This window comes from Phyllobacterium sp. P30BS-XVII, assembly GCF_014138335.1.
GTDB lineage: Bacteria > Pseudomonadota > Alphaproteobacteria > Rhizobiales > Rhizobiaceae > Phyllobacterium > Phyllobacterium meliloti.
In genome coordinates this window covers 378,964-394,919 of the sequence record NZ_JACGXO010000004.1, presented here as the reverse complement: position 1 = coordinate 394,919, position 15,956 = coordinate 378,964, and the positions used below count along the sequence as shown (strand labels likewise).

Genomic DNA, 15,956 nt, shown 5'->3' with positions numbered 1-15,956 from the left:
ATCAATGCGTTACTTGTTGAGAATGAGCTTGCCCTGGCGGGTGATTTTGAGACGGTAAAGCGACCCGGCATGCTCGATGCCCACCTCAGTGGTGCCGTCGAACAGGATTTCGCTGCCGTAGACCCGCATATCGGATTGGGAGATCGGCATGATTTCCCGCGCTATGGGTGCAAGCCTCGGAAGCCGGACTTGCAGGTCGATGATTTGGCGTCGTGACATTGTGGGCCGCCTTTTCGTGCTGTCGCTCCCGGAACAGTCCGGATGCGGATAATCAAACTTGACTCTTATGGTCATATTTATTACTCAACATAAAGAGGAGTCAACGAGTCAAGTTAGTTGACGCTTGAAAAATTTGATAAAAATTGCGTGTGTGTTGCTCGGGAACCGGGAAATCCACCAAGAAATGAGTTTTTTGCGGCAGGCATTGGCCGTAGCATGACCGCTGCTTCCGCCATGTATATTCGTGCCGCAACAGGGTCGGCGTCGGGGCAAGAGTCCTCCCCCGGCGCCAACCCTGACATACAAAAGAAAAAGGCCCTTGCGGGCCTTTATCCATTGTCATGCCGTTCAGATCAGAATGGCGAATCCGGGAAGTAGAATTCCTTGGCATTCTCCTTGGTGACCAATGTGGCATCAAGGATGTACTTGCCGCGCACCGGAACCTGATCGTAGAAATTGGCGACCGTCAATTCGAGGGCCGTTGCGATCATGGATGGTGGATAGAGAACATTGATTGGTGTCATGGCGTCGCCGTCACCAACACGCTTGATCATGTCCTTCATGCCCGCGCCGCCAATGACCATCTTGATATCGGTACGCTTGGCCTGGCTGATGGCTTCAAGCACACCAACCGCCATGTCGTCATCCTGACACCAGACCGCATCGATCTTCGGGAACTTGGTCAGATAGTCCTGCATGACCTTGAAAGCGTCATCGCGTGACCAGTTACCGAACTGCTTGTCGAGAACCTTGATGCCGCTTCCGGCAATGGCTTCGTCAAAACCCTTCTGGCGCTCTTCATCAATGACGATTGGCAGACCGCGAATGACGACAACATCAGCGGTGCCAAGCTTGTCCTTCAGATATTTACCGGCGACACGGCCAAGTTCCGGATTGTTGCCGGCAACGTAAAGGTCCTGAATGGTTGGATCAGACAAAGCACGGTCGACAACAGTGACGAACACGCCCTTTGATTTGACCTGACGGATCGGGTCGGTCAACTCGTCGGAATTGTGCGGCAGCGTGACCAAGGCATTGATGCCCTGTGTGGTCAGGTCTTCAAGCGCATTGGCCTGCGATGCACCATCGGGCGAGGTCTTGATAATGATCTTGAGGCCCGGATGGTTGGCTTCAAGGATCTTTGCCGCCCGCTCCGCGTGATAGACCACGCCGCCCGTCCAGCCATGATCGGCGGCCGGAATGGAAACGGCGATACTGACTTTCTTGTCTTCGGCGTGAGCCAAGGTCATGCTTGACGCGAGCAACGCGCCGGCAAGTCCCATGATAAGTTTACGCATATCTCTCTCCCAAATATTCTGCGGGCCTTTCCTTCGAGGTCGGCGGGTGGCCCATTCTCCCCCTCCCAAACTTTATTCTATCCCTTGCGCTGCAATGTCCTCTGCACAAGCATGGCGATGATGATGATAACGCCCTGTACGGCACCGATCAGATACTCGCTGACGAAGTTCGAAAGCACCATGATGTTGCCGACGATCTCCAGCATGAATGCACCGCAGATCGTGCCCCATATCCGCCCGACACCGCCTTTCAGCGCCGTGCCGCCAATGACAACGGCGGTGATGGCCTGCAACTCCCAGAGCATACCGGTTGTGGTGGTCGCAGCACCCAGTCTTGGCACATAAACAACAACCGCGATGGCAACACAGATGCCTTGAATAATATAGGTCATGGCGCGAACGCGGTTGACGTGGATACCGGAATAGCGCGCCACATCCTCATTGGAACCGACCGCGATGACATGCCGTCCAAAGGAGGTCTTGTAGAGAATGAAAGCCCCGAGCAGACCAACGGCAATGATAATCCAGACGGGAATGGGCAATCCAATGAATGTTCCCGTATAAACAGGGCGGAACAGATTGCGCATCTCGTTGGATTTCATGGCAATGGAGCCGCCATTGGCCAGCCAGACGGTGACAGAGCGATAGATGGCCATGGTGCCAAGCGTGACGATAAATGGCTCGATCCGCCCGATTGTTGTTACAGCCCCATTGATCAGACCGGCCCCAGCTCCAACACCAATGGCGACAACGACACCGACAGCCAGCATAGCGAGATTGCCGTCGATTGCTGCCGAGTTCAGGAACAGGATCATGATACCCGCGACAAGCGCGGCCATCGATCCCACCGAGAGATCAAGCCCGCCTGCCGAAATGACGAAGGTCGCCCCCACCGCAATGATCGCAATGAAGGATGAGCGGGTCAGCACGTTCAATATATTGTCAATTCCGATGAAGCTTGGATTGACCAAAGCGCCCAGAATGAACAGCACAGCCAGTGCGAGGAACGGCGCAACCGCAGTCATGTCAATATCTGCAATCTTGCGGGCGAAGCCACGCGTGTCGGTGGTTGGTTGTGTATCGCTCATGCGGACCCCGCTGCGTAAAGTTCTGCTTCGTTTGTTTTGACGCCGGTGGCGTAGACGACGATTTCATCTTCGGTCATCGCCTCGCCCGTGACCTCGCCGACAATACGCGATGAGCGCATGACGAGGATGCGGTGGCAGATGCCGATCAGCTCCTGCATTTCCGAGGAGATGACGATGACCGATTTCCCTGACTTGGCGAGATCGGCGATGAATTTGTAAATCTGTTCTTTGGTGCCGATATCGATGCCGCGTGTCGGCTCATCAATGATGACGATGCTTGGATCTAGCAGCATCATCTTGGCAAGCAACAGCTTTTGCTGATTGCCGCCGGAGAGCTGACCCGCAAGCAAATCGCGGCGGCGGGCCCGGATGTCGAATTCGGCGATTGCCTTGTCCAGCCCCTGCTCCTCGCGTTTGCGCTCGATCAGCGGGCCTTTGGTGAATTTCTCCAGCGAGGCAAGGGTGAGATTGGTGCGCAGATTCTGCGCCAGAAGCAGGCCTTTGCCCTTGCGGTCTTCGCTCAGATAAACAATCCCCGCGGCCATGCTGTCGCGCACCCCGTGAAAGCGAACCGGCTTACCATGGAGCTTGATCTGGCCATGGCCCGCACGCAGCCCGACAATGCCCTCAAGCAATTCCGTGCGCCCCGCCCCGATCAGCCCGGCGAAGCCAAGGATTTCACCTTTGCGCAGGGTAAACGACGCTCCGCGCGCATAGTCAGGAACATCAAAATTGGTGACTTCAAGAATCGTCTCGCGCGTCGCCGTCTCTTCCCGCTCGGGATAAAGCTTCGACATATCGCGCCCGACCATCAGCTTTGCCATATCAACAGGCTGCAATTCCGAAGCGTTGCGCGTTGCAATCAGTTTGCCGTCGCGCAGTACGGTGATGCGGTCGGCAATGGCGGCGACTTCAGGCAGGCGGTGCGAAATGTAGAGGACGGCGACATTCTGGTCGCGCAGGTTGCGAATGACCTTGAGAAGCGCTTCCGTTTCAATCGGCGTGAGGGATGCTGTCGGTTCATCGAAGATCACGACGCGGTGTGGCACCTGCAGGGCGCGGGCGATCTGCACAAGCTGCCGCCGTGCAATGGAAAGCCGCGATACCGTCGTCGTGGGATCAATATCCGCACCAAGTTTACGCACCGCTTCCGCCGCCAGCCGGTTCATCTCGCGATCATTGACCATGAGGCCACGCTTCAGCTCACGGCCCATGAAAATGTTCTGTGCGACAGTCAGATGCGGTGCGAGTAGAATTTCCTGATGCACCAGCACGAGACCGCGATGTTCCGCATCAACAGGGCCTGCAAGGTGTACATCCTGACCATCCATCGCAACCGAACCGCGCGTTGGTTGCAAATGGCCGCTCAGAAGCTTCATCAGCGTGGATTTGCCAGCACCGTTTTCGCCGATAATCGCATGCACCTCACCGGGTTGAATGGTGAGGCTGATATCGGTGAGCACCTCCACCGGCCCGAAAGCCTTGGCAATGCTGCGCGCTTCAAGGACACTCATTGTATAGTTCCCCCCTCCCCGGACCTTTGGTCCGACCCTCCCCACGTCGGGGGAGGGTAAGCGGTTGTGCCTTCTGCGTGCGCCCGCTTATAGATAATTTAATATGGCGGGCTCCCCACCCTCCCCCTTGTGGGGAGGGTCGCTGCAAAGCAGCGGGGTGGGGGTAAATATGGTCCGCCAGTTCTTGCATCACACCTTCGTCCACACACCACCGGCCTTGGATGATTTCACCGCCGCTTCGATAAATTCCATACCCGCAAGACCATCCTCGACCGTTGGATAGATCACATCCTTTGGTGTCTTCTTGCCTGTACGGGCGGCGATGATGGCCTGTGCGGCCTCGGTGTAGATATTGGCAAAGCCTTCGAGATAACCTTCCGGATGGCCACCCGGAACGCGCGTTACGCGGGCAGCTTCAGGATAAGCCCCTGCCCCGCCGCGGGTCAGCAACTGCTTTGGTTTGCCGAACGGCGTGTACCAGAGATAATTCGGGTCGGCTTGCGTCCATTCCAATCCGCCTTTCGTGCCATAGACACGCAGCTTCAGACCATTCTCATGGCCGGGTGCAACCTGACTGGCCCACAGCATGCCCTTTGCACCACCGTCGAACCGCATCAGGATCTGCACATCATCATCAAGCTTGCGCCCTTCGACAAAACTTGTCAGCTCGGCACAGAGTTGCTTCAGCGTGAGACCGGAAACAAAGCAGGCAAGGTTGTAAGCATGGGTACCGATATCGCCGATCGCACCGCCAGCGCCAGAGCGTTTTGGATCGGTGCGCCATTCCGCCTGTTTTGATCCGCTGTCTTCGGCTTTTTCGGTTAGCCAGTCCTGCGGGTATTCGGCCTGCACCAGACGGATCGTGCCAAGCACGCCCTTTTCCACCATGGCGCGCGCCTGCCGGATCATCGGATAGCCGGTGTAATTGTGGGTGACGGCAAAAATCTTGCCTGATTTTTTCACCAATGCCACCAGTTCTTTGGCGTCCTTGACCGTGGTGGTCAGCGGCTTGTCGCAGATCACATGGATGCCAGCTTTCAGAAAAGCCTTTGCGGCGGGTGCATGCATATGGTTCGGCGTAACGATTGCCACCGCCTCAATACCATCAGGGCGTTTGGCTTCCGCTTTCGCCATTTCCTCGAAAGAACCATAGGCACGGTCTTCCGCGATCCCAAGTTCCTTCGCCGAAGCCTTGGCTCGATCAGGATCAGAGGAGAGCGCTCCGGCGACGAGTTCATACTGGTCGTCGATACGCATGGCGATACGGTGTACGGCGCCGATAAAGGCACCCTGCCCTCCTCCGACCATGCCGATGCGAATACGCCGGGTTGCTGCCTTTTGCTTGCCTGCTTCAATAGCCATTGCCGCTTCCTTCCGTTCTTATACCAGACCAAGGATACGGCGGTTGGCCGCGTCGTCGGTTCCTGCGCCAGCGAAGTCATCGAATGCCCTCTCCGTTACGCGGATCAGATGTGCGCTGATAAATTCTGCGCCTTCACGCGCGCCATCCTCGGGATGTTTGAGTGCGCATTCCCATTCCAGCACGGCCCAGCCATCAAAGTCGTGGGCAGTCAGCTTGGAAAACACGGCACCGAAATCCACCTGCCCGTCGCCAAGCGAACGGAACCGGCCGGCCCGGTTCACCCACGACTGGAACCCGCCATAGACGCCCTGCCGCCCGGTTGGGTTGAACTCCGCATCCTTGACGTGAAACGCTTTGATACGCTCATGATAGATATCGATGTAGTCGAGATAATCGAGCTGCTGCAGCACGAAATGCGAGGGATCGTAAAGCAGATTGGCACGCGGATGGTTGTTCACGCGCTCAAGGAACATCTCATAAGTCACGCCGTCATGCAGGTCTTCGCCCGGATGGATTTCATAGGCCGCATCAACCCCCTGCTCGTCGAGGTAGTTAAGAATCGGCGTCCAGCGTTTGGCCAGTTCATCAAATGCCGCTTCTACCAGACCGGCAGGCCGTTGCGGGAAGGGATAAAGGAATGGCCATGCCAACGCGCCGGAGAAAGTTGGCATGACTTTCAGACCGAGGTGTTTTGAGGCGCGCGCTGCCCGCTTGACCTGATCAACCGCCCATTCCTGCCGCGCTTTCGGATTGCCATGCACTTCAGGCACAGCAAAGCCATCCATCAACTCGTCATAGACAGGGTGAACGGCAACAAGCTGACCCTGCAAATGGGTTGAAAGTTCGGTGATGGTGAGGCCGTGCGACTTGGCGATACCGGCGATTTCATCGCAATAAGTCTTGGAGTCGGACGCTTTCTTGAGATCGAACAGACGTGCATCCCAGGTGGGAATCTGAACACCCTGATAGCCCAGCGATGCCGCCCATTTGCAGATCGCATCGAAAGAATTGAACGGTGCTGCATCTCCTGCGAACTGTGCGAGGAAAATGGCTGGTCCCTTGATCGTCTTCATATCTCGTCTCCTCCAATTCATTGGACGCCTCGGGTAGGCGCCGCTCGGGTCGGTCCTCAGGGCATATTGTCCCTGAGAAAAATATCGATGCGAATGTGCTCCTGGCCCTGCACAATGGGACGGCCCTCACGCAGGGCCGTGAGAATACGCGCCGTGCTGCGCGCCATATGGCCGACATCCTGATTGATCAGCGCATCCACAGTGCCGCGCACCAGATGACGGCGGGTTGAGGCTGTCAGTTCATGTGCCACGAAAATCACATCGGATACATGGCCCGTCGCTTCAAGCGCCTTCACGACACCTGCCTGACCACCACCGGCATTATAGATGGCGACCAGATCAGAGTGATCGCGCAGGAGCGAGCGGGTGACAGCCTCGACGCGCGCATTCTCATCGCGCGCCTCGCGCACAGGCAAAACTTCAAGGTCAGGATATTCGCGGGAAATGACCTGTTCGAAACCGAATTGCCGCTCCACATGGTCGCGTAGTGCAAGAGAGCCGGCAATCATGCCGACCTTTCCCTTGCGCGGTCCAACAAAGCGGCCGATCAGTGACGCGGCGGTACGGCCAGCCGCATAATTATCGATGCCGACAAAATGGGCGCGGCGCGAATTGGGGACATCCGAGACCAGGGTCAGAACCACGACACCGGCGTCGGCAAGAGTGTTGATGGCTTCGGTTACGGCAGGATGGTCCAGCGCCACAACAGCGACGCCATCAATGCCGGAGGGTAGCCGCTCCAGCGCCAGTGCCAGCGCTTCGCCGTCAAAAGTATCCACATAATGAATGGAGAGACGCACGCGTTCCAGCAATTGCCGTTCACGGGTCGCGCGGAATTCCGCATCGAGCGCCTGCATGAATTCATTTTCGCCCGTCGGCAGGATAATGCGGAAATCATAGTCACGTCCACGCGCAAGCCGCGACGCGTGCTGGTCCGGGTGAAATCCAAGCAGTTTGATAGCCGCGTTGACGCGCTCAATGGTGCGCGCATGCACACCATTCCTGCCGTTCACAACACGATCAACCGTTGCAAGACTGACACCGGCTTCTCGGGCGACGTCTTCAAGCGTCATCTTTACCACGAGAATTCTCCTCCGCCTGATATGCTAGATCAGGGAAATGAGGTGTGCAACTCTTTTTGATTGGTTTTGATGGGAATTTTGACGATGCCCCTCAAGGGCCTTATCCGGCAAAAGAATCTCAGAGCCCTCGCCTGCTCGTCACATGGTTGTAACGCGGCTGGCGCATAGGCCGTGTCAAAGATCAAAAAGCATTGTAAAAGCGGCGCATGACAGACATTCACATTCAGAATCTGACGAAGCGCTTTGGCGAGACGATTGCGCTCAAGGATATCTCCATCGATTTCCCCGCGGGCTCGTTCACCTCGCTGCTCGGGCCATCCGGTTGCGGCAAGACAACGCTGCTGCGTCTCATTGCCGGGTTCGAAGCGCCGGATGATGGTTCCATTGCCTTCGGCGATGAGCGGGTGGCGGATGCCCGCCGCCAGAAAACGCCCGAGGAACGCGGCGTCGGCGTGGTCTTTCAGTCCTACGCCCTGTGGCCGCATATGAATGTTGCCGAGAATGTTGCCTATCCGCTCAAGACCCGCAAAATCGCCAAGGCCGAAATTGCAAGTCGCGTTAAAGCTGTGCTGGACAGTGTCAGTCTTGATGGTTTTGCTGATCGCCGCATCGAGGAACTCTCGGGTGGTCAACGGCAGCGGGTTGCGCTGGCACGCTGTCTGGTGGCTGATACAAAAATCATTCTCTTTGATGAGCCATTGGCCAATCTGGACATGCATCTGCGCGCGTCGATGATCGAGGCATTTCGCGATATTCACAGACGTACGCGCGCCACCATCGTCTATGTCACGCATGATCAGGCCGAAGCACTGGCTCTGTCTGATCGAATTGCGGTGATGAGTGCTGGAAACATCCTGCAGATTGCATCGCCAACGGAAGTATACCACTCACCCGCGGATCAGCGTGTGGCCGGGTTCATCGGTAGCGGTACTCCGGTATCAGGCACCGTGGTCGAACGGCAGGAAACATCGGTGATCGTAGAGGTAGCAGGTTTCCGTCTGCCTGCCCGCGGAGTGGCGAATGGCTTCGATACCGTCAAATTGCTGTTGCGTCCGGAATCTCTCAGTCTTGCTGAAAAGGGACTTGCGGCACGCGTACAGGAAAGCACTTATCGCGGCGCTGTTTATGAAACCCGGCTCGAACTTCCCAATGGCGAACGCCTGACACTCGATAGTGCATCGGCGCTGCGCCTTGGCGACACCGTGCATATTGCCATTACCGATGCATGGATTATTCCCGGCTAAGCTAGCGCCAGGGCAACACGCCTGATGGAAGCTTTTTACCAAGATGATCAAGCACGGCCAGAAGCCCCACGACAATGATGATGGTTGTTACGGCGATCGCCGCTGCATGGGTGCCGAGCCCGGCTTCTTCCAGACTGAACAGGACAACGCCAAGCGTTTCATGGCCACTCGACCAGAGCAGTGCTGAAACCGTCAGTTCATTGAAAGCGCTCATGAACACAAGCAATGCGCCCGCGACGGCAGCGGGTGCTGTCAATGGCCCGGTGATGGTCAGAAGACGGCGCAGCGGACCGGCACCTGATACCGCAGCAGCCTCATTAAGATCGCGCGACACTTGCCCAATCGCCGTAGTGACGGGTTTCATGGCCAAGGCAAAGAACCGCATGAGATAGGCAACAAGGATAATCCATGCGGTGCCATAGAGACTGCCGATCAATGGCAGCGGGCGCAGGAACAGCAGGATACAGGCGATAGCAAGCACGATTCCCGGCAAGGCATAGGGCAGTTCGATGGCCCCATGCAGGATACGTTGTGACAGGCGTGAAAACCGTTCCAGACCGACCGCAATCGGAATGGAGCCGATGGCGAGGATCAAAGCAGCGGCGCCCGCAAGCGTGGCAGAGTTCCAGAAGGCGCGGCTGGTCGATGCCTGGCGGAACAGAACTTCCTCAAAATTGGAGAATGTCAGGGTTGACCAGTTGAGCGGTACACCAAAAGACGGGATCAGTGCAGTGCTCACCAGCGCAAGCACTGGCAGGATCAGCATGAACAGGATCGCGAGCCAGCAAAGCGCTGCGAACGGCCAGCGATAACTGCCGAGAGCGAACCGCGCTGGCGTTCCTGCCGTGAAGCGGTGGCTGACTTTCTTCAGTGCCAGCGCCTGAAGAACAACGCCGAGCAAAGCGAGTATGGCAATGAGAACTGAAAGCGCGGCGACCTGTGGCAGTACGCTCGGGCCAAAACTGGCAATGCGCTGGTAGATCATCGTGGTCAGGGTGAGGTAATTGACCGGCATGCCGAGCAGGGCGGGAATGCCGAAATTACCAACGCCGGAAACGAAGGCAAGAGCGGTAGCGGCAACGAGGTAGGGGCGTACCATCGGCAGTATAATCGTCAGAAGAACGCGCATTGGCGATGAGCCGGAGGAGCGCGCTGCCTCAACCAGATCGCGTGGCACGCGAGTCAGTCCGGCGCGCAGTGTTATAAAGACTATGGGTGCGTGCTGGATCGCATAAAGGAGAATGATCCCGTTGCGGCCAAGCAATGGATTGGATGTGCCCGGCGGCGGCGCCAGCCCAAAAGCACCAAGTAGTGTGCTTGATGGTCCAAACAGATGCAGCCATGACAGTGCCATGACCTGCGGCGCGATCATCAATGGCAACAGCAAGAGGAAGCCGAGGGTTTTACGCCCCGGCAGATCAGTTATTGCGATGCCCACTGCAAAAGGTGCTCCAATCAGCAGCGCCAGCAACGCGCCGAAGAACGCCGTATCCAGCGTGTTGAGCGTGGCGCGCATGACAGAGACGGTGGAAAGCCGTGCCGCGAATGAACCGAGATCAATCTCGCCGCCCGGTGCAATAGCTGTCACCAGCAGCCGCAACATCGGCAGGAAGCTGAGAACAAAGATAGCGACCAGTACCAGCAGGGCAGACAGCCGACCGTTTTGCCTGATAGTCTGCATCAAAGCATGGAAAGAGCCCGCATCAACTGACGCGGGTTTTCCGGATTTGTGTATGGATTGGATAACAGCCAAGAGTGTTTACTGTCCCATCACTTCGCTGAACTTTTCCTTGTTCTTGGTCTCGTTGGCAAGGGCTGCTGCAGCATCAAACTTCATGACCTTGATTGAGGCGCGGTCGGGATAACCTGCCGGAAGTGCGACATCGGCACTTGCCGGAATATAACCCATCTTGGCAGCCAATTCCTGACCATCCTTGGACAGAAGAAAATCGATGAAGGCTTTCGCAGCTTCCGGATTCTTGGCTGTCGACAAAATGCCAACTGGCTCGGTAACTGCGGAAACACCTTCCTTCGGGAAGACGAATTCGACCGGAGCACCCTTGGCCTTTTCACGGATCGGCATGTAGTCGACAATCATGCCATAGAGCTTGTCGCCGCCGCTGACCGCTTTCAGGATATCGCCATTGCCGCCAGCTGCCTGCGCGCCATTCTTGGCAAGCTCCGCATAGTAGTCCCAGCCCTGTGTAAGGTTTTCGGTGAGGGTCACCGTGTGGATGAGTGCTGCACCTGAAGTCAACGGACTAGGCATGGTGACAAGGCCCTTGGCTTCAGGCTTGGCAAGATCGGCCCAGCTTGTCGGTACAAAAGGCGCCTTGGTGTTGTAGACAATGCCCGTGGTGATCAGCTTGGTGGAGAAATAGGTTCCGTCCTTGTCGAAAAGGGCAGCGTCAATGCCTGACGTTTTGGCATCCTTGAAGGGCAGCAAGCGGCCTTCCTTCTTCAAGCCTTCCATGGTGACTACATCGGCGATCAGCAAAACGTCGGGCTGGGGTTGGCCAGCTTCGATTTCAGCGCGCAGCTTGGCCATGATTTTTGGCGTTCCGTCACGTACCCACTCAACCTTGATGCCGGGGTTTTTTGCCATGAATGCATCGGCTGTCTGCTGGGCATCTGTGTTGGGCTGACTGGTATAGAGAACCAGTTTGCCATCGGCGGCAAACACCGGTTGGAGCCCGGCGGCGAGCAGGATGGAAGCTACGAGAAGTTGGCGCATGATAACCCCTATTGTTTCTGGACGAAACGAGCCCGCTTTGATTTATGCTGGCTCATGATGATCGGCTACCCCTATACAAGCCGGATAACGGTTCGATGACATCTATACAAAAGTTGTAATGTATAGGTCGAGTTTTCATTCAGCAGTTGCGTTTGAAATTTCAGGATTTTGAATGTGAGATCTAACCTCCTGCCAGACGTTTTTCGTGGGATGAATTGATCCGGTGAACGTGTCAAAACTTTTCACTTGTCATCCCGTTGTTATAAACAGACAGTACAAAGAAAAAAATTGCACAGCTGCGCAATGGGGTGGAAAATGACTGGACAAGCTTTCCTCAAAGTCGAGAGAATGAGCGTCGGCTATGGCCCGACGACTGTACTCGACAATCTGGACCTCGATATTCACAAGGGTGAATTCGTGGCGCTTCTTGGCTCGTCCGGTTGTGGCAAGACGACATTGCTGCGCACGATCGCCGGCTTCTCGAAACCTTTCAGCGGTTCCATTCAAGTTGCGGATCGCGATGTCACGCAAATGCCGCCAGATAAACGCGGCATGGCGCTGGTCTTCCAGTCCTACGCGCTGTGGCCGCACATGACCGTTGCACAGAATATTGGCTATGGCCTCAAACTGCAGAAGCATTCGAAGGATATCATCGAGGCTCGCGTCAATGAGATGCAGAATCTGCTTGGGCTCGGCGGTCTTGGCGCACGCAAGCCGGCTCAGCTTTCCGGCGGGCAGCGCCAGCGTGTGGCATTGGGCCGGGCACTTGCCATTGATCCGGAAATTCTGCTTCTCGACGAGCCTCTTTCCAACCTCGATGCCCGTATCCGCCTGACGGTGCGTCACGAGATTCGCTCGTTGCAGAAGCGGCTTGGTATCACGGCCATTCACGTTACCCATGATCGCGAGGAAGCCATGGTGATGGCTGACCGCATTGTCATCATGAATGCCGGGCGCATCGAGCAGCAGGGCACCCCTGAGGACGTCTACAACAAGCCCGCCTCCCCTTTCGTTGCTGCGTTCATGGGCGCGGAAAATCTTCTGTCAATGCAAGCGCGTGTCCACGGCGAACAAGTTGAACTGGCAGAAGGTGCGTTTAATCCATCAACGATCACTGCACGGTCCGGTCGTCCGCTCGCCACTGGTCCAGTACAATTGCGGTTTCGCGCCGAAGCAGCCCGCCTTGCCGGGAGTCGCGATACGGTTTCGGCAGAGCCGGGTTCGCTTGAATTGCGCGGACAGATTGCCAGCGTCAGTTATCCCGGCGGCCATTGGCGCCACGCGGTGCGGCTTGGCGACGACGAGATACTCGTCGATGCGGAGAGAGCCTTTGCCGAGGGAGAGACTGTGAAAGTGCATATCCCCGCGCAATCCCTTTTCATTTTTAACGCACCGCCGATTTCCAGCGCTGCGCCTACCCATTGAGGACAGACGGCTTGATAAGGCCGCTGCCCCATAGACTGCCAAAACAAAACATCCATGCTCAACGGGAGTTCACGATGAAAACAATATTACAGGCTTCTCTTATTCTCGGGCTTGCGGCGACACCTGCCGCTGCCGGTGATCTAACAGTACTGACAGCGGGCGACCAGAATATGGTCGACTACGTCAATGATTACCTCGCACCCATTTTCGAAAAGGAGAATCCGGGCACCAAGGTGCGCGTGGTTGGCACAGGCCCCGGCGACGCCGGTTCGCAGAAGATTGTCGAGCGTTTCGATGCACAGTCCAAGGCCAACACGGAAAAGTGGGACGCGGATGTTGCCGTCGTCCATGAAAAATTTGCCGGTCCTATGGTCAAGGAAGGCTATCTCGAATCCTACCGCGCAAAAATTCCTTCAGGCGCAATGGTAACAAGTGACAAGGCCAAGATGGCGCTCGGCGCCAATGTTGACGGTTACGTCATGCCGATGTTCTCCAGCCAGACAGCTATCGCCTACAATCCTGCGCTGATCCCCAATCCACCAAAGAGCTATGAAGAGCTGGTTGCCTGGGCCAAACAGAATCCAAAACAGTTCGGCTATAATGGCATTAAAGGCGGCGCATCTGGCGTCAGCTTCGTCATGGGCTGGATTTATGCCTTTGGTGATGGCGATGCCAAGAAGCTGATGAATGGACCTTTCGAGGAATCTGAAACCAAGAAGTGGGACAAGGCTTTTGCTGGTCTGAAGGATTTTACCACCAATGCCACGCTGACACCTGGTAATGCCGGTACGCTCGACATGCTGAGCCGCGGTGAAATCGCCATGGGCCCGGTCTGGGTTGATATGTTCTATTCGTGGAAGGCTGACGGCAAGTTGCCGCCAGAAATGAAGCTGTTCCTCCCGGCTCCCGGTATGCCCGGCCAGCCTATGCATTATGTCATTCCGGCAAAGAGCCCGAATACGGAACTCGCCGAGAAGTTTGTCGCACTTGCCACGAGCCCGAAAGTTCAGGCTGAAGGCATCGTCAAGCGCTTCAACTGGTATCCGGGCATCGATGCAAAGTATGTGCAACCGGAACTCGACAAGGCGAGCTGGGACAAGCTGTTCGTCGACATTTCGCCAGATGATCTGGCGACCAAGGCAAAGCCCTTCCCGATTGCCAAGTACAATTCTGCAATTCTCGAAGCATACGAGAAAAATGTAGCCAATTAATAGCGCGTACTCTTCGGGACCACTGACTTCGGTCAGTGGTCCCCTCCCCTTCTCTGGAATGTTCCGATGCAGAAACGCCTTCTCGCTATCCTTCTTGTGATCCCGGCACTGGTCATGATCGTGCTGTTTTTCATCGTGCCGCTTGGCGCCTCGATCATCGGGGCTTTTGTGGTCGGGGATAGCTATGGCCTCGGGAATTTCACCAAATCCTTCGAACTCTATTCCAGCGACATGATTTTTACGCTGCTGATTGTCGGCGTATCCACTCTGCTCATCGGCCTCTTCTCTATCGCCATTGGCGGTTATCTCACGCTGGGCGAAAACCCCCGCGCTGTTGCCGTCCTGCGATGGCTCTATCGCTGGCCCATGTTCATTCCATTTATTGTTGTCGGTCAGGTCCTGCGCACTTTCCTTGCCAAGAATGGCCTGATGAACAACATCCTTGTCAGTCTTGGGGTGCTGACGCCGTTGCAAACCGTCGGCTTTCTTGACTGGCGCGGCATTGTCATCGCCTTCGTTTGGAAGCAAACGCCCTTCGTTACGCTGCTGGTTGCGGGAGCCATGGCCTCGCTTGACCGCAGCACCATTGAAGCGGCGCGCAATCTCGGCGCATCACGCCTGCGCATTCTGATCGAGATCGTTGTGCCGCAAATCGCTGGCACCCTGCTCGTCGGTCTTATCCTCTCATTCGTCACCATGATGTCGGTGCTTTCGGTGCCGCTGATGATCAACGCCCAATCACCCACCATGCTGACGGCAGATATTGCCTTCCGGATCAATGCCCATGGTGATTACGGCGTTGCCAATGCACTTGGTATGATATCGCTGCTGTTAACCGCCGGGGTTGCGCTCATCTATCTGCGCCAGTCGGTGAAGGAGCGTTCATAATGGCTCGCATTGATTTCTGGTGGTTGCCGCGCGCGCTTGTCCTTGGTTTGCTGGCTTTTGTCATTTTTGGACCACTGACCAATCTGCTGCTGTGGACCGTGGCGGAGAAATGGTATTTTCCGCATATGTTGCCGCTGGAGTATGGTTTCAGCTTCTGGCAACGGGTATTTTCGCCGCGCGGCAATGCGATGGAATCGCTGTTGACCAGCATTGTGGTGGCAAGCCTGACGGTGGTGGTGGCGCTGGCGCTGGCGGTGCCCGCCGGTTACGCCCTGTCCCGGCTGAAACTACCGTTCCGCAGCCTGATCCTGCTCGCCTTCCTCATTCCGCAGGCTTTTCCCAATCTGCCCGTTTACGTGAATATCGCCCGCTTCTTCTACCAGATCGGCCTGAACGGTACGATCATGGGGGTTGTGCTTGTTCATGTTACCCATGGTCTCGTCTATGCAGTCTGGATTGCGACGGCGGTATTCTCCGCCGTACAGGTTGATCTGGAGGAAGCGGCGCGATCCATCGGTGCAGGTCCCATGCGGGCTTTTCGCGATGTAACACTCCCCCTCGCCGCCCCCGGACTGCTCGCCAGCGCGATTTTTGTGTTTCTGGAATCTCTTGACGAGTTCACAGGGAGCTATTTCGTCGGCGCCCCTGATGTGAATACTCTGCCTTTGCTGCTCTATACGGCGGGGTCGGGCGGCAACTATCAGATTGCTTCGATCACCGCCCTGCTGCTACTCATCCCGTCTATCGGCTTTATGCTGGTGGTGGAACGATTCTTGCGGGCCGATGTATTGTCCAAAGTTGGTCACTAAAGGAATGA

The 15,956-nt window shown here is 56.3% G+C and carries 14 protein-coding genes; 5 read left to right on the top strand and 9 right to left on the bottom strand.

What is annotated here, in order from left to right; genetic code table 11:
* Positions 1-9: 9 nt before the first annotated feature.
* The 7 genes from hemP to FHW17_RS14035 form a co-directional block, all read right to left on the bottom strand.
* Entirely contained in the window at positions 10-150 is a 141-nt protein-coding gene (gene hemP, locus FHW17_RS14065; RefSeq protein WP_227989249.1) for a hemin uptake protein HemP, read from the bottom strand.
* Positions 151-572: 422 nt separating this feature from the next.
* Positions 573-1,517 carry a substrate-binding domain-containing protein gene (locus FHW17_RS14060; protein ID WP_112522428.1) on the bottom strand — a complete coding sequence of 315 codons (945 nt, stop codon included), beginning with the start codon at positions 1,515-1,517 and terminating at the stop codon, positions 573-575.
* Positions 1,518-1,594: 77 nt separating this feature from the next.
* Positions 1,595-2,605, bottom strand: coding sequence for an ABC transporter permease (locus tag FHW17_RS14055; RefSeq protein WP_112522429.1), 1,011 nt, complete (start codon positions 2,603-2,605; stop codon positions 1,595-1,597).
* On the bottom strand, positions 2,602-4,119 hold the full coding sequence (locus FHW17_RS14050; protein ID WP_182510136.1) for a sugar ABC transporter ATP-binding protein: 1,518 nt from the start codon (positions 4,117-4,119) through the stop codon (positions 2,602-2,604). Before FHW17_RS14050 ends, FHW17_RS14055 begins: the two co-directional genes overlap by 4 nt.
* 189 nt (positions 4,120-4,308) lie before the next feature.
* A complete protein-coding gene (locus FHW17_RS14045; RefSeq protein ID WP_112522431.1) occupies positions 4,309-5,481 on the bottom strand; it encodes a Gfo/Idh/MocA family oxidoreductase in 1,173 nt (390 codons plus the stop codon).
* An 18-nt stretch (positions 5,482-5,499) separates the two neighbouring features.
* Positions 5,500-6,555, bottom strand: a complete 1,056-nt coding sequence (locus tag FHW17_RS14040; RefSeq protein WP_113094942.1) for a sugar phosphate isomerase/epimerase — start codon at positions 6,553-6,555, stop codon at positions 5,500-5,502.
* A gap of 56 nt (positions 6,556-6,611) precedes the next feature.
* On the bottom strand, positions 6,612-7,628 hold the full coding sequence (locus tag FHW17_RS14035) for a LacI family DNA-binding transcriptional regulator (protein WP_210275905.1): 1,017 nt from the start codon (positions 7,626-7,628) through the stop codon (positions 6,612-6,614).
* A gap of 215 nt (positions 7,629-7,843) precedes the next feature.
* Here FHW17_RS14035 and FHW17_RS14030 point away from each other — a divergent pair, with 215 nt between their 5' ends.
* The gene (locus FHW17_RS14030; protein WP_182510135.1) at positions 7,844-8,881 is read left to right on the top strand and encodes an ABC transporter ATP-binding protein; all 1,038 of its coding nucleotides are present in this window, start codon (positions 7,844-7,846) and stop codon (positions 8,879-8,881) included.
* A 1-nt stretch (position 8,882) separates the two neighbouring features.
* Here FHW17_RS14030 and FHW17_RS14025 read toward each other — a convergent pair whose 3' ends face one another.
* Both FHW17_RS14025 and FHW17_RS14020 read right to left on the bottom strand, forming a co-directional pair.
* Complete coding sequence (locus FHW17_RS14025) at positions 8,883-10,634, bottom strand: iron ABC transporter permease (protein ID WP_348643738.1); 1,752 nt, start codon at positions 10,632-10,634, stop codon at positions 8,883-8,885.
* A 6-nt stretch (positions 10,635-10,640) separates the two neighbouring features.
* Positions 10,641-11,615: an ABC transporter substrate-binding protein gene (locus FHW17_RS14020; RefSeq protein WP_112522435.1), complete on the bottom strand. Its 975-nt coding sequence runs from the start codon at positions 11,613-11,615 to the stop codon at positions 10,641-10,643.
* Between the two features lie 315 nt (positions 11,616-11,930).
* Between FHW17_RS14020 and FHW17_RS14015 the strand changes: the two genes are divergently transcribed.
* The 4 genes from FHW17_RS14015 to FHW17_RS14000 all read left to right on the top strand — a co-directional run bounded on the left by FHW17_RS14015 (position 11,931) and on the right by FHW17_RS14000 (position 15,948).
* The gene (locus FHW17_RS14015; protein ID WP_112522436.1) at positions 11,931-13,040 is read left to right on the top strand and encodes an ABC transporter ATP-binding protein; all 1,110 of its coding nucleotides are present in this window, start codon (positions 11,931-11,933) and stop codon (positions 13,038-13,040) included.
* A 74-nt stretch (positions 13,041-13,114) separates the two neighbouring features.
* Positions 13,115-14,251, top strand: coding sequence for an extracellular solute-binding protein (locus tag FHW17_RS14010; RefSeq protein WP_112522437.1), 1,137 nt, complete (start codon positions 13,115-13,117; stop codon positions 14,249-14,251).
* 66 nt (positions 14,252-14,317) lie between these two features.
* A complete protein-coding gene (locus FHW17_RS14005) occupies positions 14,318-15,139 on the top strand; it encodes an ABC transporter permease subunit (RefSeq protein WP_113094937.1) in 822 nt (273 codons plus the stop codon).
* Positions 15,139-15,948, top strand: a complete 810-nt coding sequence (locus FHW17_RS14000; RefSeq protein WP_182510134.1) for an ABC transporter permease subunit — start codon at positions 15,139-15,141, stop codon at positions 15,946-15,948. Before FHW17_RS14005 ends, FHW17_RS14000 begins: the two co-directional genes overlap by 1 nt.
* The last annotated feature ends 8 nt before the right edge of the window (positions 15,949-15,956 follow it).